The organism is Streptomyces sp. NPDC028314, from assembly GCF_055565795.1.
In genome coordinates, this window is sequence record NZ_JBVHTP010000004.1 from 208,114 (window position 1) to 232,837 (window position 24,724).

The window sequence follows — 24,724 nt, forward strand, 5'->3', positions numbered from 1 at the left end:
GGCCTTCCTCGTGCGCGGAGCGTCGCCGCGCCGCTCGCGGCGGCGCGGGGCGCCGTCGGCTACTCGACCGTGACGGACTTCGCGAGGTTGCGCGGCTTGTCGATGTCCCGGCCCATGGCGAGGGCGGTGTGGTACGCCAGCAGCTGGAGCGGGATGCCCATCAGGATCGGGTCGAGCTCGTCCTCGTTCTTGGGCACGAGGATGGTGTGGTCGGCCTTCTCCTGCTCGCGGTGGGCGACGGCGAGGATACGGCCGCTGCGGGCCTTGATCTCCTCCAGCGCGGCGCGGTTCTTCTCCAGCAGGTCGTCGTCCGGGACGATCGCGACCGTCGGCATCGCCGGCTCGATGAGCGCCAGCGGGCCGTGCTTGAGCTCGGAGGCCGGGTAGGCCTCGGCGTGGATGTAGGAGATCTCCTTGAGCTTGAGGGAGGCCTCCAGCGCCACCGGGTAGCCGCGGACGCGGCCGATGAACATCATCGACTTGGCCTCGGCGTACTCGGCCGCCAGCTTCTTGATGTCCTCCTCGGTCTCGAGGATCTCCTGGATCTGCGCGGGCAGCTTCCGCAGGCCCTCGATGATCCGCTTGCCGTCGGTGACCGACAGGTCCCGGATCCGGCCCAGGTGCACGGCGAGCAGGGCGAAGGCCACGACCGTGTTGGTGAAGCACTTGGTGGAGACGACGCAGACCTCGGGGCCGGCGTGCACGTACACGCCGCCGTCGGCCTCGCGGGCGATCGCGGAGCCGACCACGTTGACCACGCCGAGGACGCGGGCGCCCTTGCGCTTGAGCTCCTGCACGGCCGCGAGCACGTCGTACGTCTCACCGGACTGGGAGACCGCGATGTAGAGGGTGTCGGGGTCCACGACCGGGTTGCGGTAGCGGAACTCGGAGGCCGGCTCGGCGTCGGCGGGGATGCGGGCCATGCCCTCGATGAGGCCGGCGCCGATCAGGCCCGCGTGGTAGGAGGTGCCGCAGCCGAGGATCTTCACCCGGCGGATGCCGCGCGCCTCGCGCGGGTCCAGGTTCAGGCCGCCCAGGTGGACGGTGGAGAAGCGGTCGTCGATCCGGCCGCGCAGCACGCGGTCGACCGCGTCGGGCTGCTCGGAGATCTCCTTGTGCATGTACGTGTCGTGGCCGCCCATGTCGTACGAGGCGGCCTCCCACTCGACGGTCTCGGGCGTGGCCGTGGTCGTCGTGCCGGAGGTGGTGTAGGTGCGGAAGTCGTCGGCCTTGAGGGTGGCCATCTCGCCGTCGTCGAGGGTGACGATCTGGCGGGTGTGGGCGACCAGCGCGGCGACGTCCGAGGCGACGAACATCTCCTTCTCGCCGATGCCGAGGACCACCGGGGAGCCGTTGCGGGCGACGACGATGCGGTCCGAGAAGTCGGCGTGCATGACGGCGATGCCGTAGGTGCCCTCGATGACCTTGAGCGCCTCGCGGACCTTCTCCTCCAGGGTGTCGGCCTGGGAGCGGGCGATCAGGTGGACGAACACCTCGGTGTCGGTCTCGGACACGAAGACCACGCCGTCGGCCTCGAGCTTGGCGCGCAGCTCCGAGGCGTTGTCGACGATGCCGTTGTGGACGACGGCGACCTTGCTGTCGGCGTCCAGGTGCGGGTGGGAGTTGATGTCGCTCGGGGCGCCGTGGGTGGCCCAGCGGGTGTGGGCGATACCGGTGGTGCCGGCGAAGCGCTTGGGAACCCGGGACTCCAGCTCGCGGACCCGGCCCTTGGCCTTGACGACCTTCAGGGCCGCGGACTTCGGGCTGTTGACGACGATGCCCGCCGAGTCGTAACCCCGGTACTCCAGCCGCTGGAGACCCTCCAGCAGCAGCGGTGCAACGTCACGCTTGCCGATGTAACCGACGATTCCGCACATACGGTTCTGCCCCTCCTGAAGTCCTGTACGAGTGCTCGTGCCGCTGCCCGGGCGGCTGTCCGCCGTGCCGCCCGTCAGCCGTAGACGATGCGGCGCAGCTGCCGCAGCGAGAGCTCCGGCGGTGCCACGGCGCGGTGCGGCAGCTCGGCCGCGATCCGCTCGAAGATTTCCGTGTTGACCGCGCCGCCGGACTGCAGTTCGCGGTGGCGGCGGCGGACGAACTCCTCGGTCGTCTCGTCGAAGTAGGCGAGCACGTCGAGCACCACCCGGGCGGCCTCGCCCCGCTGGAGCGAGGTGCTGCGCACCAGGTGGTCGACGAGATCGTCATGCGACGGGCGACGGTCGAGCACTCGTAGATACTGACGGGGAGTGGGCCGGAACGCAAAGATCCTGCCCGAAATCGGGCAGGATCGCGCTGGTCTGGACCAGAGGAATGGTGAATTCCGGGCCTGGTGGGTCAGAAACGACCCAAAATTGCCGCTTTCGCCGCCGAGAACTCCTCGGGCGTGAGGATCCCCGCCTGGTGCAGCTCACCGAGCTCGCGGAGCCGGCGCAGCAGGGCGTCGTGATCGGCTCCCCCGGCCGGCGCGCGCTCGGGCGCCGGGAGCGCCTCGGGCTCCGGCCGTGCGAAGGGGTGCGGCATCCGCACCGTCACGGCCGCCGCGACCAGTGCGGTGACGAGCTCCTTGCGCCAGCCGAAGAGCTCCACCGCGCACAGGTCGTACTTCGGGGAGGGGGTCGCCTGGGCGCCCGTGAGCGTGAACCGGATCCAGCCGTTGGTGAGCCCGCGCGAGGGGACCCACTCCACCGCCCGTACGTCCGCCGCCCGCAACTGGGTGGAGCCGGCGGACTGCTTGGCCTCCTCCGCGGCCCAGTTCCACTCCAGGGTCAGGCGGTCGCCGTCGAAGGACACCGTCCCGCCGCCCGCCACGGCCGTGAGCGGCACCGACGGGCCGGGCAGCAGGTACCGGTCGGCCGGGCCGGGGTCCACCTGCTCCAGCAGCAGTGCGTTGCGGATCGCGTCCACGAAGTACTCCGCGACGCCGGTGCGGTCCGGCTCCACGGTCAGCCGGTACGGGTCCGAGGACTCCGGCAGCCGCCCGCTCGTCGCCTGGAGCAGGGGACAGGCGCCCTCGCGCAGTCTGAGCCGCAACCGGCCCGATTTACGGCCGGGTTCGTAGGAGATCCCGGCGATCGCGTGCAGCGGCACGGCCAGCTCGCCGAGGGCCTGGCGCAGCGGGCCGGTCTCCTTGTCGCGGCCCGGCACGATGCGCACTGTGTCCCCGTCGAAGGTCCAAGTGCCGTCCTTCTGGATGATTTCCGCCATCCTGCGATTCTCGCACCGGCATGTCGGGCCCGGTTGACCTATACCTGGGCGCATGAGAGTCCTGCGACGCACGCTCGGCACCCTCCTCGTCCTCGGCGCGGCCGCCGTCTCCTGCGCAGCCGCCCACGGCGACGACGCCAGACCCGGCGGCGAGCGCCCCGCCGCCCTGGCCTCCTACGAACAGCTCCTGCCCGCGCCCGCCTCCGCGCGGGCCGAAGGCGCCGGGTACCTCTTCGGGGCGGACACGGTCATCCGTACCGGCCGCGGATCCGACGAGGAGGTCCGCCAGGTCGGGGAGCTCCTCGCCGAGCAGCTGCGCGGGCCCAGCGGGCTGCCGCTGCCGGTGGTGGAAGAGCCGGAGGGCGACGGGATCCGGCTGCGGATCGACGGCTCCGGCGAAGGCCTCGGGGCGGAGGGCTACCGGCTGGAGGCCGGCCCCGACGGGGTCACGCTGACCGCGCGCACCCCGGCGGGTCTCTTCCACGCGGGCCAGACCCTGCGGCAGCTGGTGCCGGTGCGGGGGACGGGGGTGGTGCCGGGCGGGAAGGTGGAGGACGCGCCGCGCTTCGCCTACCGGGGGGCCATGATCGACGTCGCCCGCCACTTCTTCACGGTCGAGCAGGTGAAGCGGTACGTCGACCGGCTCGCCCAGTACAAGGTCAACACCCTGCACGTGCACCTGACCGACGACCAGGGCTGGCGCATCGCGATCGACTCCTGGCCGCGGCTGGCGCAGTACGGGGGCGGCAGCGAGGTCGGCGGCGGGCCCGGCGGCCACTGGACCAAGGACCAGTACCGCGACCTGGTCGCCTACGCGGCGCGCCGGTACGTGGACGTGGTCCCGGAGATCGACATGCCCGGCCACGTCAACGCGGCGCAGGCCTCGTACGCCGAGCTGAACTGCGACGGGAAGGCGCGGGAGCGGTACACGGGCACCAACGTGGGCTTCAGCTCGCTGTGCGTCGGCAGCGAGCGGACGTACGAGTTCATCGACGAGGTGCTCGGCGAGCTCGCGGCGCTGACTCCGGGGAAGTACCTGCACATCGGCGGGGACGAGGCGCACGTGACACCCGCGGCGGACTACGCGGCGTTCATGGACCGGGCGCAGCAGGTGGTGGCCGGGCACGGCAAGACGGTGGTGGCCTGGCACCAGCTGGCGTCGGCGCGGCCGGCGGCGGGCGCGGTGCTCCAGTACTGGGGGCACGGCGGCACGTCGGCGGCGGAGAAGGCGAAGGTGGCGGCGGCGGCGAAGGCGGGCCATCCGCTGATCCTGTCCCCGGCGGACCGGCTCTACCTCGACATGAAGTACGACGCGAGCACGAAGCCGGGGCTGGCCTGGGCCGGGTACGTGCCGGTGCAGAAGGCGTACTCCTGGGACCCCGGGGCCTACTTCCCCGACGTGCCGCAGGCGGCGGTCCTGGGGGTGGAGGCACCGCTGTGGACGGAGACCATCGCCACGCGGCAGGACTGGGAGTACATGGCGTTCCCGCGGGTCCTCGGCCTGGCCGAACTGGGCTGGTCGCCGGCGGCCTCGCTGAACTGGGACGCGTACCGGCAGCGGCTGGCGGCGCAGGGCCCCCGGCTGGACGCCCAGGACGTCAACTACCACCGCGCCCCGGACGTGCCCTGGAGCTGAGGGGCAGCAGCGGCAGGCACGGGCGGGCTCCCGAGGGACCGTATCGGGAGCCCGCCCGTGGGCTCGCTACCGCCGCGCGAAGGGCGCGACGGGGTTCTTGAGGGTGCCGATCAGCTGGAGCGCGGCCGACGGGTCGGCGAGGTCGACCATCTGCTTGTTGTTGCGCAGCTGGAGCCGGTTCAGGCAGGACAGCTGGAACTCCTCCGCGAAGAGGTCGTACCGCTCGAAGCGCTCCGCCAGCTGGGGCATGGACTCCTGGTAGTCGTGGCCGCAGTCCGCGACCGCCTTCCAGAAGGTGTCCTCCTCGCAGATGCCTTCCGACACCAGGATCGAGTTCAGGAAGCGGAAGAAGCAGTCGAACACGTCCGTGAAGACGGACAGCAGCTTCATGTCCTCCGGGACGTCCGCCCGGACCCGCTCGACCGCGGGCGGCAGGACCGCGTCCGGGTCCATGACCACGATCTCCTCGGCGATGTCCTTGAAGATCGCCCGCTTCACCACGCCGCCCTCGATGACGAGGATGGTGTTCTCGCCGTGCGGCATGTACGCGAGGTCGTACTGGTAGAAGCAGTGCAGCAGCGGAACCAGGTAGGCCTTGAGGTACGACCGCAGCCACTCGGCGGGGGTCAGGCCCGACTCCTCGATGAGCGCGCCGACGAAGGACCTGCCCTCCGAGTCCACGTGCAGCAGCGAGGCCATCGTGGCGAGCCGCTCGTCGCCCCGCAGCGAGCCCACCGGCGACTCGCGCCACAGCGCGGCCAGCATCTTGCGGTACGGCGAGTAGCGGTCGGTCGCGCGCTCGTACTGGCGGTGGTGGTATCCGATCGCCGCACGCTCGCGGATGATCGAGAAGTCCACGGACTGGAGCACCGGGTCCGACTGGATCAGCTGGTGGAGCCAGTCGTTGATCGCCGGGGTGGCCTCCATGTAGGCGGCCGAGAGGCCGCGCATGAAGCCCATGTTGAGGACCGAGATGGCGGTCTTGACGTAGTGCTTCTCCGGCGCGCTCTGGTTGAAGAACGTACGGATCGACTGCTGCGCCAGGTACGCGTCGTCGCCCTCGCCGAGCAGCACCAGCCGGCGGTTGGCGATCTCGGCGGCGAAGGTGACCGTGGTCTTGTTCCACCACTGCCAGGGGTGGACCGGGAAGAGGTGGTAGTCCGCCAGGTCCAGGCCCAGGTCCGCCATCTTGGCCGCGAAGCCGGCGACGGCCTGCTCGCCGAGCTCGTCGCGCATGAAGGAGTCGTGGTCCAGGCCCGCGCCCGCGGTGAAGGTGGAGACGTCCTTGTGGGCCGCCGCCCACACCAGGTGGACGGGGCTCGCGGTCTCCGGGGCGTAGGAGAGGTACTCGTGCACGCCGAAGCCCAGCCGGCCGTTGTTGGCCACGAAGCAGGGGTGGCCCTCGGTCATCCCGGTCTCGATGTCCTGGAAGGAGGACTTCGCCAGGACCGACGCGGGGACCTGCGGCTTCGTGTACTTGAAGCCGGAGCCCGCCAGGGTGGAGGAGATCTCCTCCAGGTACACCGGCAGGACCTCCGCGCTCAGGCCCAGGGCCTCACGCAGCTCGATGTGGAAGTCGAGGGCGTCCAGCTCCAGCTCGGCGCCGTCGCGGTGCCGGGTGATCGAGGACTCGTCCACCGACCAGTGGTCCAGGGCGTGCAGGACGGCCGTGAAGCGGTACTCGACCGAGCCGTCGTCGCTGAGGACCGCGTAGCGGGCGTCGCCCAGCGGCTTCGGGGTCAGCAGGCGCTCGTGGGAGAACTCCGCCAGGGCCTTGCGGACCAGCGCGCGGTTGGCGCGGGCCCACAGTTCGGGGGAGAGGTGGGAGACGGCGTCGGCGAGGCTCATATCGACGCGCCCTTCAGGCCGGTGGCCGCCTCGAACTGCTCGCGGGTGCAGAAGCTCAGCAGGGCTTCCTTCTCCGGCTTGGTCACGGGGCCGTCGGGCACGAAGCCGACCGCCTCGTTCAGGGCGTGCACGGCGGTGTTGTGGACGTCCGGCTCGACCACGACGCGGCGGGCCGCGGGGTCGGCGAAGAGGGCCGCCATGACGGTGGTGATGACCGCGCGGGTGAACCCGTGCAGGGGGGTGTCGCTGGGCGCGACGAGGAAGTGCATGCCGACGTCGCCGGGCTGGGCCTCGTACAGGCCGACCAGCTCCAGCCGGCTCGGGTCGTACTTCTCCATCAGGAAGGCCGGACGGCCCTCGTGGAGGCCGATGAAGGCGTCGTGGTGCTCGGCCGCGGCGATCTTCATGTACTCGCGCTCGACGTCCGGCAGCGAGGCGTCCTGCATCATCCAGAAGGCGGCTTTGGGGTGCGTGACCCAGCCGTGCAGCAGCTCCGCGTCGGCGAAGGGGTCGAGGGGGCGTACCGCGAACTCGCCCAGGTCCGGGTCGGTGCGGGTGAAGAGGGTTTCGGTGGTGCTCATGCGAGGGGGCCTTCCGGGGCTGCGAACTGCTGGAACGCGATGGACTTCTCGACCTTGTAGTACTCGCGGCCGAGGAGCTCTCCGATGATGTACGCGTTGCGGTACGCGGCCATGCCCAGGTCGGGCGAGGTGATGGAGTGGTTGTGGACCGTGCCGTTCTGCAGGAACACGCCGCGGCCGGTGGTGTCGATGCTGTAGTTGCGGGCCGCGTCGGGGCGGCCGTGCCCGTCGAAGTTCAGCCGGTCGCGCACCGGGGCCAGGAACTCCGGCAGGCTGTACTTGTAGCCGGTGGCCAGGACCAGTCCCTCGGAGGCGAGCGAGAAGTCGCGCTCCTGCTCCTCCTGCCGCAGGCCCAGGGTGTAGGTGCCCGTGGTGGTGTCGTACGCGGCGGAGTTCAGCGAGGTGTTGGTCAGCAGGGTGGTCGGCACCGGGCCGGGCATGCTGATCTTCTTCTGGTAGAGCAGGTCGAAGATGGCGTTGATGAGCTCGCCGTCGATGCCCTTGAAGAGGTTCTTCTGCTGGGTCTCCAGCCGGTAGCGGGTCTCCTCCGGGAGGGCGTGGAAGTAGTCCACGTACTCGGGGGAGGTCATCTCCAGCGTCAGCTTCGTGTACTCCAGCGGGAAGAACCGCGGGGAGCGGGTGACCCAGTTGAGCTGGTACCCGTACGTGTCGATCTCGGCGAGGAGGTCGTAGTAGATCTCCGCGGCGCTCTGGCCGGAACCGACCAGGGTGATCGACTTCTTCTTCTGGAGCTCGGCCTTGTTCTGCATGTAGGCGGAGTTGTGGGTGAAGTCCCCGCCCAGGCCCGCGCAGGCCTGCGGGACGAACGGCGGGGTGCCGGTGCCCAGGACCAGGCGCTTGGCCAGGTGCGTCTCGCCCTTGTCCGTGTGGACCTCGTACAGGCCGGCCTGCTCGTCGTACGTGACCTCGGTGACGGAGGTGGAGTACCGGACGTTGTCGAGGCGGTCGGCGGCCCAGCGGCAGTAGTCGTTGTACTCGGCCCGCAGCGGGTAGAAGTTCTCCCGGATGTAGAAGGAGTACAGCCGGTCCTTGTCCTTCAGGTAGTTCAGGAAGGAGAAGGGCGAGGTCGGGTCGGCCAGGGTGACCAGGTCCGACATGAACGGCGTCTGGAGGTGTGCGCCGTCCAGGAACATCCCGGCGTGCCACTCGAAGTGCGGCTTCGACTCGATGAAGAGGCCGTCGAGCTCGTCGATCGGCGCGGTCAGGCAGGCGAGTCCCAGGTTGAAGGGACCGAGGCCGATACCGATGAAGTCGAAGGGCCGGCGGGGCTCACGAGGCGTGGACAAGGGATTCTCCCAGGTACTGCTCGGCGTGGGACGCGAGGAGGTCGAGGACGGCCGCGATGTCGGCCGTCGTGGTCTGCGGGTTGAGGAGGGTGAACTTCAGGTACTGCTTGCCGTCCACCTTGGTGCCGGCCACCACGGCCTCACCGGAGGCGAACAGGGCCTTGCGGGCGTGCAGGTTCGCCTCGTCGACGAGGTCGGCGCGGACCTCGCCCCCGGGCACGTAGCGGAAGACCAGGGTGGAGATCTGCGGCTTCACGACCACCTCGAAGCGGGGGTCGGCGTCGATGACGTCCCAGCCCGCGGCGGCCAGGTCGATGACCTCGTCGAAGAGCGAGCCGATGCCGTCGGCGCCCATGACGCGCAGGGTCATCCAGAGCTTGAGCGCGTCGAAGCGGCGCGTGGTCTGGATGGACTTGTCGACCTGGTTCGGGATCCGCTCCTCGGCCATCCGGCGCGGGTTGAGGTAGTCCGCGTGGTACGTGGCGTGCTTGAGGGTGTCCCGGTCGCGGACCAGCATGGCGCTGGAGCTGACGGGCTGGAAGAACGACTTGTGGTAGTCGACCGTGACCGAGTCGGCCCGCTCGATGCCGTCGAGGAGGTGGCGGCGGGTGGGCGAGGCCAGCAGTCCGCAGCCGTAGGCGGCGTCCACGTGCATCCACGCGGAGTGCTCCCCGGCCAGGCGGGCGATCTCGTGGAGCGGGTCGATGGATCCGAAGTCGGTGGTGCCGGCGGTGGCGACGACGGCCATAGGGAAGAGGCCCTCGCGCTCGCAGGCCTCCAGCTCCAGGGCGAGCACGGCGGTGTCCATGCGGCGGTTGCGGTCGACCGGGACCGAGACGACGGCCTCGTAGCCGAGTCCGAGCATGGCGGCCGACTTCTTCACGCTGAAGTGGCTGGCCTCGGAGGTGAAGATGCGGAGCTTGGGGAGCACCTCGGACTTGGGCAGCTCGCGACCCGTGCCCAGGGCCTGCTTCATGACGATGCGGCAGGCCTCGTCGCGGGCCAGCAGCAGCGCGTGGAAGTTGGACTGGCTGCCGCCGGAGGTGAAGATGCCGTCCGCGCCCTCGCCGAGGCCGATGCGCCGGGCGGTCCAGTCGATCAGGCGGCGCTCGATGAGCGTGCCGCCGATGGACTGGTCCCAGGTGTCGAGGGAGGAGTTGACGGCGGAGAGGATCGCCTCGCCGAGCACGGCGGGTATGACGACCGGGCAGTTGAGGTGCCCCAGGTAGCGCGGGTGGTGGAAGTACACCGCGTCGCGCAGGTAGACCTCTTCCAGTTCGTCGAGGGCCGCGGCCGCGCTTTCGAGCGGCTTGTCGAGGTCGATCCCGTCGATGACCGGGGCGAGTTCGTCGACGGACATACCGGTGTGGGGCCGTTCCGTGGTCGCGATCTTGGCGGCGACGCGGTCGACGCCTTCGGTGACGGAACGCCGGTAGAGGTCCGCGGTCGTCTCGTTGAGCAGATGCGAACGCATCAACTTTCCTCCGGGCAGGGGAAGAGGTGGGGTGTGTGTTGCTTAGGTTAGCCTAACCTAATTTGTATACAAAATAAGACGGGCCCCACCGGGAAGGCGGGGCCCGTCTCTCAAGTTCCTTGCGTGGGGCGGGCGTTCGGCGGCCGGCAGGCGACAGCTCGCGGCACTACAGCTCGGCGGTCGGGTCCTCACTGGGAGCCTTGCCCGAGTAGGCCTCGGCGAGGAGCTCCTCCTCGCTCGCGCCCAGGCGCCAGTAGCCGGTGAAGCGCACCGCGCGCCGGTCGACGGAACGTTCCTGCACGAGGTGGCGGCGTACCGCGCGGATCGTGCCGGACTCGCCCGCGATCCAGGCGTACGGAGCCTTCGCGGCGGGCAGTTCGGCCGCCCGGATCACGTCCAGCAGCTGTTCGGTGCGCTCGCGGCCCGTGCCGCTGTCGCGCACGATCCAGGTGATGTCCGCGTCCGCGAGGGTCGGCAGGACGAGCCGGTCGTCCGCGTGCGGGACCTCGAACCAGGCCTTGACGCGGGTGTCGGACGGGAGCCGGTCCAGGATCGCGGCGGCCGCGGGCAGCGCGGTCTCGTCCGCGTACATCAGGACCGCGTCGGTGGCGGCCGGCGGCTGGAACCGTACGGACTTGTTGTCCGCGACGGCGGGGCCGATCGCGAGGATGCGGCGGCCGGTGACGGCCCGTCCGGCCCACCGGGACGCCGGCGCCGTGACATCGGCCGCTGCCGCGGCGGGATCCCCGTGGAGGACGAAGTCGATGTCGACCTCGTCCACGCCCTCGGGCGTACGGCGCTGCTCGCGCACGGTGTACGAGCGCATCACCGGCCGGTCCGCGTCGGGCATCTGGCGCCAGGCGGCGAACCAGGTGTCCTCGTCCGTGGACGGGAGCACGGTGTGCTCGTGGGCGGGCGGCGGCAGGAAGAGCGAGAGGCTCTGGTCGTAGCCGCCGGAGCGGAAGTCCGCGAGGGACTCACCGCCGAACGTGACGCGCAGGAACGAGTGGCCGAGACGGCGGGTGCGGAGCACTTCGAGCGAGAAGAACCGGAAGTGGGCCACGGCCGGGGCCGCGTCGGGTGCGGTGACGGTCATGCGGTGGGTCCCCCCTGGGATTCGGTACGGCGTCCGTTGCCGGACGCCGAGGGTCAGCTGACCTTCTTGGCGTTCTGGACGGCCTTCGCGAGGTCTTCCAGCAGCTTGGCGCACTTGTCGTACGAGAAGATCGGCTCGGTCACGCGCGGGGTGATCTGGCCGGCCTTGACGGCGGGCATCTCGGCCCAGGTCGGCTTGGCCTTCAGCTCCTCCGGCTGGAGGGTGCCCGTGCGGTTGTCGAGGAGGACGACGTCGGCCTTGTACTTGCCGGCGTTCTCCCAGCTGAGGCTCTCGAAGAAGCCGCCCTCGTCCAGCTTCTCCGGGATGACGAACTCGACGCCGAGCGACTCGAAGTACTTCAGGTCGGCGGAGGTCTTCGGGGTGGAGACGTAGAACAGGTCGGCGGCGCCGGAGCCGACGAGCACCTTGATGCCCGGGTTCGCCTTGGTGGCCTCGCGGACCTTGGCGGCGGCGGCCTCGAAGCGGGCCTTGGCGTCGACCGTGGACTTGGCGTTCATGTCGGCGCCGAGGGACTTGGCGAGGTCCGCGGTGCGGGCCAGCGACTGGTCGAGGGAGGCGTCGCCGCCCACCTTGATCGCGGCGGCCGGGGCCAGCTTCAGGATCTTGTCCTTGGAGGCCTCCGGGACGTACCAGTAGGTGCCGTCCCAGGTGTTGGTGACCAGCAGGTCGGGCTGCAGGGCCGCGTACTTCTCGACGTTGAACTCGTCGTAGACGTTGCCGAGGATCTCGACCTTGGAGATGTCCATCGTGCCGGCCTGGACGTCGGGCTTGCCGTCGGCGGTCTTGGTCGGGCCGAAGACGCCCTTGACCTTCACGCCGTAGTCGGACAGCGCGGCGGCGGTGCCGGTGAAGGCGACGATGTTCTTCGGCGTGGACTTGGTGGAGACGTCCTTGCCGAGGTCGTCCTTGAAGCTCCAGGGGCCCGAGGCAGCGGCCTTGTCCTCGCCGTTCCCGTCCTTCGCCTTGTCGCCGCCCCCGCACGCGGTGAGTGCCGCGACGAGGCCGAGGGCGCCGCCGGCCGCGATGAGACCGCGGCGGGTGAGGAGGGAGGATCGGGACTTGGGCATGTCGATGTCCGCTTTCGTGCGTGCCAGGCGGCCACTGGGCCGTTCGGAGGGAAGGTTAGCCTAACCTTGGCCGAAAGCGATAAGGGGGCCCTAAGTTTTCGGGCCCCCTCCACTGAACTGTTACCTGACCGGCGACGAGCCGCCGCTCAGGGCCCGGCCGTTGGTCAGCCGGCGAAGCCCAGCTCACGGGCGATCAGCATGCGCTGCACCTCGCTCGTGCCCTCACCGATCTCCAGGATCTTGGAGTCCCGCCACATTCGAGCCACGGGGTACTCGTTCATGAACCCGTAGCCGCCGTGGATCTGGGTGGCCTCACGGGCGTTGTCGACGGCGACCGTGGAGGAGTACAGCTTGGCGATCGCCGCCTCCTTCTTGAAGGGCTCGCCCGCCACCAGCCGGGAGGCCGCGTCGCGCCAGCCCACGCGGGCCATGTGGGCGCGCATCTCCATGTCCGCCAGCTTGAACTGGATGGCCTGGTTGTCCCCGATGGGCCGGCCGAAGGCCTTGCGCTCCTTCGCGTACTTCACGGACTCGTCCACACAGCCCTGCGCCAGACCCGTCGCGAGCGCGGAGATGGCGACCCGGCCCTCGTCGAGGATCCGCAGGAACTGGGCGTAGCCGCGGCCCTCCTCGCCGACCAGATTGGCCAGCGGCACCCGTACGTCGCTGAAGGACAGCTCGCGGGTGTCCGAGGAGTTCCAGCCGACCTTGGAGTACGGGGCCGCCACCGTGAAGCCCGGCGTGCCGGACGGGACCAGGATCGAGGAGATCTCGGGGCGGCCGTCCGCCTTGCGGCCCGTCACGGCGGTGACGGTGACCAGACCGGTGATGTCCGTACCGGAGTTGGTGATGAAGCACTTGGAGCCGTTGATCACCCACTGGTCGCCGTCCTTGACGGCCGTGGTGCGGGTACCGCCCGCGTCGGAGCCGCCGTCGGGCTCGGTCAGGCCGAACGCGCCGAGCACCTCGCCGGAGCACAGCCGGGGCAGCCACTCGCGCTTCTGCTCCTCGGTGCCGAAGAGGTAGAGGGGCATGGCGCCGAGGGAGACCCCCGCCTCCAGGGTGATGGCGACCGAGGAGTCGACACGGGCCAGCTCCTCCAGGGCGATGCCGAGGGCGAGGTAGTCGCCGCCCATGCCGCCGTACTCCTCCGGGAAGGGCAGGCCGAACAGGCCCATGCGGCCCATCTCGCGGACGATCTCGTACGGGAACTCGTGCCGCTCGTACAGGTCGCCGATCTTGGGCGCCACGACGTCGTGGGCGAACTCCTCGACGGTGCGGCGGAGTTCCTCGTGCTCGGGGGTGAGCCGGTGGTCGAGGGGCATGTCTTCGTTACTCCTTGTGGGAGAGGGCGCGGACGGTTCGGGAGGGGCTGGGCCGCCCCAGCTGTTCGGCCATCCACACGCTCGTGGCGGTGAGGGCGGCCAGATCGACCCCGGTCTCGATGCCGAGGCCGTCGAGCATCCACACGAGGTCCTCGGTGGCGAGGTTGCCGGTGGCGCTCTTCGCGTACGGGCAGCCGCCGAGGCCGCCGGCGGAGGCGTCGACCGTGGTCACGCCGTGCTGGAGCGCGGCGAGGGTGTTGGACAGGGCCTGGCCGTAGGTGTCGTGGAAGTGCACGCCGATCCGGTCGGTGCCGACGCCCTCCTCGTTGAGCTGGCTCAGGAGGGTCTGGACGTGCCCGGGGGTGGCGACGCCGATGGTGTCCCCGAGGCTCAGCTCGTCGCAGCCGAGGTCCAGGAGGGCCTTGGCCACGGAGACCACCTGGTGGACGGGGACCGGCCCCTCCCAGGGATCGCCGAAGCACATCGAGAGGTAGCCGCGCACATGGGCCCGCTGCTCCTTCGCACGGGCCACCACGGGCTCGAACATGGCCAGCGACTCGGCGACCGTGCGGTTGAGGTTGCGGGCGGCGAAGGTCTCCGTGGCGGACCCGAACACGGCGATGCGGGTGGCCCCGAGCGCGAGCGCCCGGTCGAGCCCGCGCTCGTTGGGGACCAGGACGGGCAGGTCCGCCGGCACGTCGGACAGGAGCGGGAAGAGCTGCTCGGCGTCCGCGAGTTGGGGCACCCACTTGGGGTGCACGAAGCTGGTGGCCTCGATGGTGGTCAGCCCGGCCGCGGCGAGGCGGCGGATGAACTCGGCCTTGACCTCGGTCGGTACGGCCGTCTTCTCGTTCTGCAGCCCGTCGCGGGCGCCGACCTCGTGGATGCGGACCCGGGCCGGCAGTTCCGGAGCCGGGACCGTCATGGGCAGCCCGTTCACTCGGCCTCCTCCTCTTCGTCCGCGGTGACCACGGCCAGGACCTGGTCCATGGCGACCGTGGTGCCGGGGGTCACGTCGAGCTCGGTGACGGTGCCGGCGTGCGGGGCGGAGATGACGTGCTCCATCTTCATCGCCTCGACGACCAGCAGGCTCTGCCCGGCCACGACGTGGTCCCCGACGGCCACCTTGACGACGGTGACGGTGCCGGGCATGGGGGCGGCGAGGGTGTCGGCCCCCGCACCGGCCGCGCCGTGTGCCGCTACGGGGTCGTGGCGCTGAACGTGCCAGCTGTCGCCGTCGCGGCCGAGCCAGGTCCCCTCCGGGGAGGCGGCGTGGCTGAAGCGGTGGGTGACGCCGTCGAGTTCGATCGTGAGGTGGTCCGGGGTGCGGGTGAGGACGCGGCCGCGGGCCGGTGCGCCGGGGCTCTGCCCCAGACCCCCCGCCTCGATCGCCGGCGAGGCCGGATCCGGCTGAGCGAGGGAATCGCCCGCGGTCAGGAGGAGCTCCGTGACGGCGCCGGCGTCGGGACCGGCCGGGCGGGTGCGGACCTGCACCGGGTCCTGGCCGGGGAGGCGGAAGTGGTGGACCGTCCAGGCCGGGGTGCCGCCCAGGCGCCAGCCGTTGCCGGCGTCGAACGGGTCCGCCCACGATTTCAGCCCGCCCGGCGTGTGAGGACCGGGGTCTGGGGCGGAGCCCCCGCGCGGCGGAGCCGCAAATCCGGTACGCCGGGAAGGGGCGGGGTGGGGGACGTTCAGCAGCGAGGCGGCCGCATACACCTCCGGCGGGATCCCCTCCGGGAGCAGCCCGGTGAGGTCCCGCTCCACCAGGCCCGTGTCCAGGTCGCCCGAGACCACGTCCGGGTGGGCCAGCAGCCTCCGCAGGAAACCGGCGTTGGTCTGAACGCCCAGGATCACCGTGTCCGCCAGGGCCCCGCGCAGCACGCGCAGGGCCGTCGCCCGGTCCGGCCCGTACGCGATGACCTTGGACAGCATCGGGTCGTACGCGGAGCCCACCGGCACGCCCGCCGTCAGCCCGGAGTCCGTACGCACCGCGCCGCCGTCCGGCTCCGAGAGCGCCAGGACCGTACCGCCCGACGGCAGGAACCCCCGCGCCGGGTCCTCGGCGCAGACGCGGGCCTCGATGGCGTGGCCGGTCAGCCGGACGTCCTGCTGCGCGAAGCCGAGAGGGGCCCCCGCCGCCACCCGCAGCTGCTGCTCCACCAGGTCCAGGCCGGTGATCAGCTCGGTCACCGGGTGCTCGACCTGGAGGCGGGTGTTCATCTCCATGAAGTAGTAGGAGGACGGGTCCCCGCCCGGGACGATGAACTCCACGGTGCCCGCTCCGACGTACCCGCACGAGCGGGCCGCCTCCACGGCCGCCGCGCCCATCGCCGCGCGGGTCTTCTCGTCGAGCAGGACCGAGGGGGCCTCCTCGATCACCTTCTGGTGGCGCCGCTGGAGGGAGCACTCGCGCTCGCCCAGGTGCACCACGTTGCCGTGGGCGTCGGCCAGCACCTGGATCTCGATGTGCCGGGGCCGGTCCACCCACCGCTCCACGAGCAGCGTGTCGTCGCCGAAGGAGGACTTCGCCTCGCGCCGGGCCGCCGCGATCTCCTCGGCCAGCACCGCCGTGTCACGGACCAGCCGCATGCCCTTGCCGCCGCCGCCCGCCGAGGGCTTGAGCAGGACCGGCATGCCGATCTCCGCGGCGGCGGCGACCAGTTCGGCGTCGGACAGCCCGCTGCCGGAGGAGCCGGGGACGACCGGGACCCCCGCCGCCTTCACCGTCTCCTTCGCGCGGATCTTGTCGCCCATGAGGGAGATCGCGCTCGCCGGAGGCCCGATGAAGGCCAGCCCGGCGTCGGCGCAGGCCTGGGCGAAGGCGGCGTTCTCCGCGAGGAAGCCGTAGCCCGGGTGGACCGCCTCGGCCCCGGTGCGGCGGGCCGCGTCCAGGAGCCGCTCCACCGACAGGTAGCTCTCGGCGGCCGCCGCCGGGCCGATGCGGACGGCGGTGTCGGCCTCCCGCACGTGCCGGGCGTCGGCGTCCGCGTCGCTGAAGACGGCCACGGAGCGGATGCCGAGCTCCCGCAGGGTACGGATGACGCGTACCGCGATCTCGCCCCGGTTCGCGACCAGAACAGTGCTGAACATCGAAGAGGTCCTCACGTCACATACGGAAGATGCCGAAAGCGGAGTCGCCCAGCGGGGCGTTCGCGCACGCGGTCAGGGCCAGCCCCAGCACCTGCCGGGTCTCCATCGGGTCGATGACCCCGTCGTCCCACAGCCGCGCGGTGGCGTAGTAGGCGTTGCCCTGCTCCTCGTACTGGGCGCGGACCGGGGCCTTGAAGGCCTCCTCGTCCTCGGCCGGCCATTCCTGGCCCGCGCCCTCGATCTGGTCCCGCTTGACGGTCGCCAGTACCGAGGCCGCCTGCTCGCCGCCCATGACGGAGATCTTGGCGTTGGGCCACATCCACAGGAAGCGCGGCGAGTACGCCCGCCCGCACATCGAGTAGTTGCCCGCGCCGTAGGAACCGCCCACGACCACCGTCAGCTTGGGGACGCGGGTGCAGGCCACCGCCGTCACCATCTTCGCGCCGTGCTTGGCGATGCCGCCCGCCTCGTAATCGCGGCCGACCATGAAGCCCGAGATGTTCTGGAGGAAGAGGAGCGGGATCCCGCGCTGGTCGCACAGCTCGATGAAGTGCGCGCCCTTCTGGGCGGATTCGGCGAAGAGGATGCCGTTGTTGGCGATGATCCCGACCGGGTGGCCGTGGATCCGGGCGAAGCCGGTGACCAGCGTCTGCCCGAACTCCGCCTTGAACTCCTGGAAGCGCGAGCCGTCCACGATCCGGGCGATGATCTCGCGGGCGTCGTAGGGGGTGCGGGAGTCGACGGGAACCGCGCCGTAGAGCCCGTACGGGTCCACCTTCGGCTCCTCGGGAGCCTCGACGGTCCACGGCAGGTCCCCGCGCCCGGGCAGGGTCGCCACGATGTTCCGTACGATCCGCAGCGCGTGCGCGTCGTCCTCCGCGAGGTGGTCGGTCACCCCGGAGATCCGGGAGTGGACCTCGCCGCCGCCCAGCTCCTCGGCCGTGACCACCTCGCCGGTGGCGGCCTTCACCAGCGGCGGGCCGCCGAGGAAGATCGTGCCCTGGTTGCGGACGATGACCGCCTCGTCGCTCATCGCCGGGACGTAGGCCCCGCCCGCGGTGCAGGAGCCTAGGACGGCGGCGATCTGCGGGATGCCGGCCCCCGACATGCGCGCCTGGTTGTAGAAGATGCGGCCGAAGTGCTCCCGGTCCGGGAAGACCTCGTCCTGCATCGGGAGGAAGGCGCCGCCGGAGTCGACCAGGTAGAGGCAGGGGAGACGGTTCTCCAGGGCCACCTCCTGGGCGCGCAGGTGCTTCTTGACGGTCATCGGGTAGTACGTGCCGCCCTTGACGGTGGCGTCGTTCGCGACGATCACGCACTCGCGGCCGCTGACCCGGCCGATGCCGGCGATCACCCCGGCGGCGGGGGCCGCGCCCCCGTACATGCCCTCGGCGGCCAGCGGGGCCAGCTCCAGGAAGGGGGACCCGGGGTCGAGGAGGGCGTCCACGCGGTCGCGGGGGAGCAGTTTTCCGCGGGCGGTGTGGCGGGCGCGGGCCTTCTCGCCGCCGCCGAGCCGGGCCGCGTCGAGCCGGGCGCGCAGGCCCTCGGCGAGCTCGCGGTGGGCGGCCTCGTTGGTCCGCCAGGCCTCGGACGCCGGGTCCGCGGCGCTCGTCAGCACTGGTGCCTGCTGCATCGGTCGAGCTCCCTTGCTCGGTCCACGCTGTTAATGAGCGTTAACGCTTGTGCGCCTTAGGTTAACGAGCGCTAACGGCCCTGTCTAGAATGGATTCCCATGAGCACCAGAGCGGCCGCCCCGACCCGTCGCGAGCAGATCCTCAGTGAGGCCGCTCGTCTTTTCGCCGAGCGCGGCTTCCACGGCGTCGGCGTGGACGAGATAGGGGCCGCGGTGGGCATCAGCGGCCCCGGCCTGTACCGCCATTTCGCGGGCAAGGACGCCATGCTCGCCGAGCTGCTGGTGGGGATCAGCGAGCGGCTGCTGACCGGCGGCCGCCGCCGGGCCGAGGAGGCCGGCGGCGACCCGGCCGCGGTGCTCGCCTCCCTCGTCGAGGGTCACATCGACTTCGCCCTCGACGACCGGGCGCTGATCACCCTGCACGACCGGGAGCTGGACCGGCTGCGGGACGCCGACCGCAAGCTCGTCCGGCAGCTCCAGCGCCAGTACGTCGAACTGTGGGTGGAGGTCGTGCGCCAGCTGCACCCGGGGGTGGGGGAGGCGGAGGTACGGGTCTGCGTGCACGCGGTGTTCGGCCTGCTGAACTCCACGCCGCACCTGGCGGCGCCGGGCCGCGAGGCGACCGAGTCCCTGCTGCGCCGCCTGGCGGACGGGGCGTTCGGGGCGCTGTCGGGGTGACGCCGGGTGTCCGCGGGTCGAAATGGTTCCGGCGTCGGAACGCGCGCGACGGCACAATGGTCGCCATGCCGAAGCCGATAGAGACGCCTGCCCAGTCCGTTGGAACCCCGAGCCGCGCCGAACTCATCGACCACCTGGTCCGCACGCGCATCGCGGGGGACGTCGCGACCCCGCGCGAGAACAACCTGTCCCACTACCGCAAGCTCGCCAACGGGGACCGGCACTACTGGCTGGGCCTGGAGCTCGGCGACCGCTGGACGGACGAGCAGGACGTGCTCGCCGTGATGGCCGAGCGCTGCGGGGTCGTGGACGACGCCGCCTACCGCTTCGGCCAGGACACCATCGACCCGGAGCTGACCGTGGCCGGCCTGGACCGGCTCGCCGCCCGGCTGCGCAAGGCGGTGCTGGACCGGCAGAGCGTGCTGCTGGCCACCGGGCACCCGGGCGGCCTGCTGGACGTCCACCGGGCGACCGGCGAGGCGCTGCGGGCGGCCGGCTGCGAGATCGTGGTCATCCCGCAGGGGCTGGTCGCGGACGAGGGCTCGGTGTGGCAGTTCGGGGACGTCGCCGTGCTGGAGCGGGGTGCCACCCTCTGGCACACCCACTCGCCGGAGCCGATGGCCGCGATCCTGGACGGCCTCGCGGCCGGGAACCGGCCGCAGCCGGACCTGGTCCTGGCCGACCACGGCTGGGCGGGCTGTGCGGCCCAGCGGGGCCTGGACGCCGTCGGCTACGCGGACTGCAACGACCCGGCGCTGTTCCTCGCCGAGGCGGAGGGCACCCTCCAGGTGGCGATCCCGCTGGACGACCACGTCCGCGACCCGCGGTACTACGACCCGATGGTGGCGTACCTGCTGGACGCCGCCGGCCTGCGCTGACCCGGGGGAGTCCCGCGGGCCTACCGCACCCAGCCGGTCGTGAACTCCTGTACGGCCGAGCCGTCGAGGTCGGCCAGCTTGGAGCCGACGAACTCCCGCGCCCAGTCCGAGGTCTGCACCCGGAACGGCATCCGCTCGGCGGTCAGCGCCGCGATGACGGGGGCCGCCGCCTCGGCGGGGGTCTGGGCGCCGGTGAAGGACTGCGTGGCGTGTTCGATGTACGCCTTCAGCGCCGGGGCGTACGGTCCGGCCTCGGTGAGCATGGTCGGGATGTCGAGCCGCAGGCTGGTCACGAACTCGCTGGCCACGGCGCCCGGTTCGACGACGGCCACCTGGACGCCGGTGGTCGCGGCGACCGGCGCGAGCGACTCCATGAAGCCCTCGACGGCGAACTTGGCCGCGCAGTAGGCCTCGTTGAACGGCTGGCCGACCACACCGCCGACGCTCGTCACCGTGATGACCCGGCCGCCCGAGGCGCGCAGGTGGGGCAGGGCGGCCCGGGTGAGCTCGACGACGCCGAAGTAGTTGACCTCCATGGCGGTCCGGACCGGCTCCATGCCCTGCTGCTCCACGGTGCCGACGGACCCGGCGCCCGCGTTGTTCACCACCGCGTCGAGGCGCCCGTGCTCGGCGACGACCTCCGCCACGCAGTCGGCCACGGAGCCGGCGTCCGTCACGTCCAGCCGCTTGACCTGGACGAGGTCGGACACGCCCGCTTCGGCGGCGGCCTCGCGCAGGGCGTCGGCGCGGCCGGTGTCCCGCATGGTGGCGACGGCGTGCCAGCCCGCCCGGGCGGCGGCTACGGCCGCGGCGAGGCCGATGCCGGTGGAGGTTCCGGTGATGAGGACGGTCCTGGTGGCGGGGGTGGTCATGAGGGCTCCCGTGAGGTGATTATTTGTGCGTGCACACACACATTAGCTTTGTGTGCGTGTGCACGCAACGGGGTACCCTGCGGGCATGGCGCACAACGACCTCACCCTGGGCGAGATGACCCCTCGCGACCACGCGTTCTACGGCCTCGTCTGGGCCGGGACCACCCTCAGCGCCCGGGTCGACCAGGCCCTCGCGCGCCGCCACGACCTTCCGCTGTCCTGGTTCGAGGTCATGCTCTGGCTCCACGGGCAGCAGGAGCCGGTCGCCGCCTCCGAGCTGGGGGCCAGGACCCTGCTCAGCCGCAGCCAGGTCTCCCGCGTCGCCGACTCCCTCCAGGCCCGCGGCCTCGTCGAGCGCATACCCTCCCCGACGGACGCCCGCTCCGTCCGGATCGCCCTCACCCCGGCGGGCCGCCGCACCTTCCGGGAGGCCGACGCCACCCGCCGCGAGGCCCTCGCCGAGGCCTTCGACGACCGGCTCGACGACGCCGACATCGCGGCCCTGGAGAGGGTCTGGGCCAAGCTCAAGGCCTAGGGAGCGCCGTCAAAGCGGCGGCGGGGTCGGCGGCGTCGGGGTCGGGTCCAGGTACACGCGCCGGACCGCCGGGAAGCGCTCGCGCAGCTGCGCCTCGGCCAGCTCGCACGCGGTCTCCACCTGCCGGGCCGAGGCCAGGTCGTGGAAGTCCACCTTCGCCGCGATCAGGACCTCGTCGGGCCCCTGCACCAGGGTGGTCAGCTCCAGCACCCCCTCGATGTGGAGCACCGACGGCAGTTCCTCGCGCACCTGCGCCCGCGTCGCGGCCGGCAGCGGACGCCCGATCAGGTACTGGGCGTTCGAGCGCCCCAGCTCCCAGGCCACCCACACCAGCAGCAGCCCGATCAGCAGCGACGCCACCCCGTCGTACACCCCGGACCCCGTCAGCTGCGCCCCCAGCAGCCCGCCCGCCGCGAGCCCGAGTGGATCCCGTCGTAGACGGCGAAGACCGCGCCGCCGACGAAGGTGGCGACGGAGGCGAGGAGCGCCCAGATGTACCGCTCGGGCCCGTAGCCCAGCGGATGCGCCTCGTCGGCCGGCCGGGCGCTGCGCTTGAGGGAGGTCGGCAGCAGGACCTCGGTGACGGTGTCGGCGACGGAGTGCGCGGCCTCGGAGAGCATCGCGCTGGACCCGCTGACCACCCCGCCGACCGCCTTCGCGGCGGCGATGCCGAGGTTGGTGACCACGGCGACGACGACCGTACCGACGCTCTCGGATTCTTCGGACATGCTGCGACGGTATGTCCGGTTTTCGGGCCGCGGGGTCAGTGACACCCGCCCCCGCGCCGCGGGCCGCTCAGGCGCGCGGTACGCGGACGACGCCCTCCTGGATGACGGTGACGGCCAGCCGACCGTCCTGGGTCCAGATGCGGGCCTGCCCCAGCCCCCGGCCGGCGGCCGCCGAGGGGGATTCCTGGTCGTACAGCAGCCACTCGTCGGCGCGGAACGGCCGGTGGAACCACATGGCGTGGTCCAGGGAGGCTCCCACCACGTCCCCGACCGCCCAGCCGCCCCGGCCGTGCGCGAGCAGCACCGAGTCGAGCAGGGTCATGTCCGAGACGTAGGTGGCCAGGCAGGTGTGCAGCAGCGGGTCGTCGCTGTCGAGCTTGCCGGCGGTACGGAACCACACCTGCGAGCGCGGTTCGACCGGTTCCCCGACGCTGCCCCACGGCGGGACCGTCGCGTACCGCAGGTCCACCGCCCCGCGCGCCTCGATCAGCCGCTCCACCGTGCCCGGGTCGCGGAAGATCTCCCGGTACGCGGGCAGGGACTCGGCGGCCGTCGGCAGGGTCTCCGGGTCCGGGGCGGAGGGCATGGCGGCCTGGTGGTCGAGGCCTTCCTCGTACGTCTGGAAGGACGCGGAGAGGTGGAAGATCGGCTGGCCGTGCTGGACCGCGACGACCCGGCGCGTGGTGAAGGAGCGCCCGTCGCGGATCCGGTCCACCGAGTACACGATGGGCGCGCCGGGGTCGCCCGCGCGCAGGAAGTACGAGTGCAGCGAGTGCGCCGTGCGGTCATCGGGCACGGTCCGGCCGGCCGCGACCAGGGCCTGGGCCGCGACCTGACCGCCGAACACCCGCGGTACCAGCGCCGAACGGCTGGTACCGCGGAAGATGTTCTCCTCGATCTGCTCCAGGTCGAGCAGATCGAGGAGCGTCGTCAGTGCCTCGTTCATGGTCGGTGCGCGGCCGTCCCGGTTCCCTCTGGTGGTTACAGGCCCATCGACTTGGCGATGATGGACTTCATGACCTCGCTGGTGCCGCCGTAGATGCGGTTCACGCGGTTGTCGGCGTACAGGCGGGCGATCGGGTACTCGTTCATGTAGCCGTAGCCGCCGTGCAGCTGGAGGCACTTGTCGATGACGCGGTGCGCGACCTCGGTGCAGAACAGCTTCGCGGACGCGGCCTCGGCGGCGGTCAGCTCACCGGCGTCGAGGGCCTCCAGGGCGCGGTCGGCGACGGCCTCGGCGGCGTCCACCTCGGCCTGGCAGGCGGCCAGCTCGAACTTGGTGTTCTGGAAGTGCGCGACCGGCTTGCCGAAGACGGTGCGCTCGGTCACGTACTGCTGGGCGAACCGGATGGCGGCCTTGGCCTGCGCGTACGCGCCGAAGGCGATGCCCCAGCGCTCGGAGGGCAGGTTGGCGCCGAGGTAGTAGAAGCCCTTGTTCTCCTCGCCCAGCAGGTCCTCGACCGGGACCTTGACGTCGACGAACGCCAGCTCGGCGGTGTCGGAGGTGCGCAGGCCCAGCTTGTCGAGCTTGCGGCCGATCGAGTAGCCCTCGGACTTGGTGTCCACGGCGAAGAGGGAGATGCCGAAGCGGCGGTCGTCCTCGCGCGGGGCGGAGGTGCGGGCGCAGACGATCACGCGGTCGGCGTGGACGCCACCGGTGATGAAGGTCTTGGAGCCGTTGAGGACGTAGTGCGAGCCGTCCTCGGAGAGCTTGGCGGTGGTCTTCATGCCCGCGACGTCGGAGCCGGTGCCCGGCTCGGTCATCGCCAGCGCCCACATCTCCTCGCCGGAGACGAACTTCGGCAGGTAGCGCTTCTTCTGCTCGTCGCCGGCCAGCATCTTGATGTAGGGCAGGGCGAGCAGCACGTGCACGCCGGAGCCGCCGAAGTTGACGCCCGCGCGCGAGGTCTCCTCGTACAGGACGGCCTCGAACTTGTGCGTGTCCAGGCCCGCGCCGCCGAACTCCTCGGGGACGTTGATGCCGAAGACGCCCAGCTCACCGAGCTTGTAGTAGAAGTCGCGCGGCGCCTGGCCGGCGGCGAACCATTCGTCGTAGACCGGGACGACCTCGGCCTCGATGAAGGCGCGGATGGTCTCGCGGAACGCCTCGTGGTCCTCGTTGAAAACGGTACGGCGCACAGCCGCCTCCTCGATCCTGTCGCCCGTCGCGCTGTCGCGCCGTGTCTAAGCGCTTGCTCAGACTATTAAGTTACCGGTGGGTTGGGCGAGCTGTCCAGAGTCGGGGGGTGTGCGGCGGGTGCCGCCGCCGGTTCGGGCCGCCGGCGGCACCCCGCGCCGCGGGTCCTACTTGCCGAGGACCGTGCCGGCCCACTGGCCGGCGGCGCGCTGCGTGAGGGCGTCGTTGCTCATGATCTGGGTGCCGGGCATGGACGCCATGCCGATGTCGCCGGCCGGCGCCGCGCCGTTGTGGGAGCCGACCGTGTTGTCGCGGCCGGCGTTGAACACGTCGTCGCCCGCCACCTGGCTCAGGTCGCCGAAGACGATCGAGTACGTGTTGCTGATCGGCGCGTACACGGTGAAGGTGTCGTCGGCGGCCGCGGCGGACGCACCGGCCAGGATCATGGTGCCGGCGGCGAGGGCGGTCAGGGCGCAACGGATCGAACGCACGAGCAGGCCTTTCGTGGTGGGGTGGGGGCACTGAGAAAGTAGGCCGCTTCGCGCCCCGAGGCCCCCCACCCGCCGCCGCGCCGCCCGAGTCCATCCGTACGGCGCAGCCGACCCGGGACCGGC

Annotated in this window: 21 protein-coding genes and 1 pseudogene; 4 read left to right on the forward strand and 18 right to left on the reverse strand. The window is 71.4% G+C overall.

Going from position 1 to position 24,724, the window contains the following annotated elements; translation table 11 throughout:
• Positions 1–59: 59 nt before the first annotated feature.
• From glmS to ACZ4TG_RS11945, 3 genes are all read right to left on the reverse strand, one after another.
• On the reverse strand, positions 60–1,877 hold the full coding sequence (glmS, locus tag ACZ4TG_RS11935) for a glutamine--fructose-6-phosphate transaminase (isomerizing) (RefSeq protein ID WP_468161821.1): 1,818 nt from the start codon (positions 1,875–1,877) through the stop codon (positions 60–62).
• Between the two features lie 74 nt (positions 1,878–1,951).
• Complete coding sequence (locus ACZ4TG_RS11940; protein WP_053674701.1) at positions 1,952–2,227, reverse strand: hypothetical protein; 276 nt, start codon at positions 2,225–2,227, stop codon at positions 1,952–1,954.
• A 107-nt stretch (positions 2,228–2,334) separates the two neighbouring features.
• Positions 2,335–3,204 (reverse strand): DUF4429 domain-containing protein, encoded by an 870-nt coding sequence (locus tag ACZ4TG_RS11945; RefSeq protein ID WP_468161822.1) that lies wholly within the window; start codon positions 3,202–3,204, stop codon positions 2,335–2,337.
• Positions 3,205–3,256: 52 nt separating this feature from the next.
• Here ACZ4TG_RS11945 and ACZ4TG_RS11950 point away from each other — a divergent pair, with 52 nt between their 5' ends.
• Positions 3,257–4,840 carry a beta-N-acetylhexosaminidase gene (locus ACZ4TG_RS11950; protein ID WP_468161823.1) on the forward strand — a complete coding sequence of 528 codons (1,584 nt, stop codon included), beginning with the start codon at positions 3,257–3,259 and terminating at the stop codon, positions 4,838–4,840.
• A 66-nt stretch (positions 4,841–4,906) separates the two neighbouring features.
• On the opposite strand, the gene ACZ4TG_RS11955 is transcribed toward ACZ4TG_RS11950, so the two are convergent.
• The 10 genes from ACZ4TG_RS11955 to ACZ4TG_RS12000 all read right to left on the reverse strand — a co-directional run bounded on the left by ACZ4TG_RS11955 (position 4,907) and on the right by ACZ4TG_RS12000 (position 18,282).
• Complete coding sequence (locus ACZ4TG_RS11955) at positions 4,907–6,688, reverse strand: IucA/IucC family protein (protein ID WP_468161824.1); 1,782 nt, start codon at positions 6,686–6,688, stop codon at positions 4,907–4,909.
• Positions 6,685–7,269, reverse strand: coding sequence for a GNAT family N-acetyltransferase (locus tag ACZ4TG_RS11960; protein ID WP_468161825.1), 585 nt, complete (start codon positions 7,267–7,269; stop codon positions 6,685–6,687). The genes ACZ4TG_RS11955 and ACZ4TG_RS11960 overlap by 4 nt, the downstream gene beginning before the upstream one ends.
• Positions 7,266–8,576, reverse strand: a complete 1,311-nt coding sequence (locus ACZ4TG_RS11965; RefSeq protein WP_468161826.1) for a lysine N(6)-hydroxylase/L-ornithine N(5)-oxygenase family protein — start codon at positions 8,574–8,576, stop codon at positions 7,266–7,268. The genes ACZ4TG_RS11960 and ACZ4TG_RS11965 overlap by 4 nt, the downstream gene beginning before the upstream one ends.
• Positions 8,560–10,050 carry a pyridoxal phosphate-dependent decarboxylase family protein gene (locus ACZ4TG_RS11970; protein ID WP_468161827.1) on the reverse strand — a complete coding sequence of 497 codons (1,491 nt, stop codon included), beginning with the start codon at positions 10,048–10,050 and terminating at the stop codon, positions 8,560–8,562. Before ACZ4TG_RS11970 ends, ACZ4TG_RS11965 begins: the two co-directional genes overlap by 17 nt.
• 166 nt (positions 10,051–10,216) lie before the next feature.
• Positions 10,217–11,146 (reverse strand): siderophore-interacting protein, encoded by a 930-nt coding sequence (locus ACZ4TG_RS11975; protein ID WP_468161828.1) that lies wholly within the window; start codon positions 11,144–11,146, stop codon positions 10,217–10,219.
• A 53-nt stretch (positions 11,147–11,199) separates the two neighbouring features.
• Positions 11,200–12,234, reverse strand: coding sequence for an ABC transporter substrate-binding protein (locus ACZ4TG_RS11980; RefSeq protein ID WP_468161829.1), 1,035 nt, complete (start codon positions 12,232–12,234; stop codon positions 11,200–11,202).
• 164 nt (positions 12,235–12,398) lie between these two features.
• Positions 12,399–13,559: an acyl-CoA dehydrogenase family protein gene (locus ACZ4TG_RS11985; RefSeq protein ID WP_468161830.1), complete on the reverse strand. Its 1,161-nt coding sequence runs from the start codon at positions 13,557–13,559 to the stop codon at positions 12,399–12,401.
• Positions 13,560–13,566: 7 nt separating this feature from the next.
• Complete coding sequence (locus tag ACZ4TG_RS11990; RefSeq protein WP_468162105.1) at positions 13,567–14,484, reverse strand: hydroxymethylglutaryl-CoA lyase; 918 nt, start codon at positions 14,482–14,484, stop codon at positions 13,567–13,569.
• Positions 14,485–14,495: 11 nt separating this feature from the next.
• Positions 14,496–16,649 (reverse strand): acetyl/propionyl/methylcrotonyl-CoA carboxylase subunit alpha, encoded by a 2,154-nt coding sequence (locus ACZ4TG_RS11995; protein ID WP_468161831.1) that lies wholly within the window; start codon positions 16,647–16,649, stop codon positions 14,496–14,498.
• A 16-nt stretch (positions 16,650–16,665) separates the two neighbouring features.
• The gene (locus ACZ4TG_RS12000) at positions 16,666–18,282 is read right to left on the reverse strand and encodes a carboxyl transferase domain-containing protein (protein ID WP_468161833.1); all 1,617 of its coding nucleotides are present in this window, start codon (positions 18,280–18,282) and stop codon (positions 16,666–16,668) included.
• A 99-nt stretch (positions 18,283–18,381) separates the two neighbouring features.
• Between ACZ4TG_RS12000 and ACZ4TG_RS12005 the strand changes: the two genes are divergently transcribed.
• Positions 18,382–18,960: an SACE_7040 family transcriptional regulator gene (locus ACZ4TG_RS12005; RefSeq protein ID WP_468161834.1), complete on the forward strand. Its 579-nt coding sequence runs from the start codon at positions 18,382–18,384 to the stop codon at positions 18,958–18,960.
• 65 nt (positions 18,961–19,025) lie between these two features.
• Positions 19,026–19,838: a phosphatase gene (locus tag ACZ4TG_RS12010; RefSeq protein WP_468161835.1), complete on the forward strand. Its 813-nt coding sequence runs from the start codon at positions 19,026–19,028 to the stop codon at positions 19,836–19,838.
• 20 nt (positions 19,839–19,858) lie between these two features.
• On the opposite strand, the gene ACZ4TG_RS12015 is transcribed toward ACZ4TG_RS12010, so the two are convergent.
• On the reverse strand, positions 19,859–20,710 hold the full coding sequence (locus ACZ4TG_RS12015) for an SDR family NAD(P)-dependent oxidoreductase (RefSeq protein ID WP_468161836.1): 852 nt from the start codon (positions 20,708–20,710) through the stop codon (positions 19,859–19,861).
• An 85-nt stretch (positions 20,711–20,795) separates the two neighbouring features.
• Here ACZ4TG_RS12015 and ACZ4TG_RS12020 point away from each other — a divergent pair, with 85 nt between their 5' ends.
• On the forward strand, positions 20,796–21,245 hold the full coding sequence (locus ACZ4TG_RS12020) for a MarR family winged helix-turn-helix transcriptional regulator (protein ID WP_468161837.1): 450 nt from the start codon (positions 20,796–20,798) through the stop codon (positions 21,243–21,245).
• A 9-nt stretch (positions 21,246–21,254) separates the two neighbouring features.
• On the opposite strand, the pseudogene ACZ4TG_RS12025 reads toward ACZ4TG_RS12020, so the two are convergent.
• The 4 genes and pseudogenes from ACZ4TG_RS12025 to ACZ4TG_RS12040 all read right to left on the reverse strand — a co-directional run bounded on the left by ACZ4TG_RS12025 (position 21,255) and on the right by ACZ4TG_RS12040 (position 24,601).
• Positions 21,255–21,973: pseudogene (locus tag ACZ4TG_RS12025) on the reverse strand (cation diffusion facilitator family transporter).
• Between the two features lie 67 nt (positions 21,974–22,040).
• Positions 22,041–22,919, reverse strand: coding sequence for an acyl-CoA thioesterase II (gene tesB, locus ACZ4TG_RS12030; protein WP_468161838.1), 879 nt, complete (start codon positions 22,917–22,919; stop codon positions 22,041–22,043).
• A gap of 35 nt (positions 22,920–22,954) precedes the next feature.
• Positions 22,955–24,112: an acyl-CoA dehydrogenase family protein gene (locus tag ACZ4TG_RS12035; RefSeq protein WP_468161839.1), complete on the reverse strand. Its 1,158-nt coding sequence runs from the start codon at positions 24,110–24,112 to the stop codon at positions 22,955–22,957.
• Positions 24,113–24,277: 165 nt separating this feature from the next.
• A complete protein-coding gene (locus ACZ4TG_RS12040) occupies positions 24,278–24,601 on the reverse strand; it encodes a hypothetical protein (RefSeq protein WP_468161840.1) in 324 nt (107 codons plus the stop codon).
• Positions 24,602–24,724: the final 123 nt, after the last annotated feature.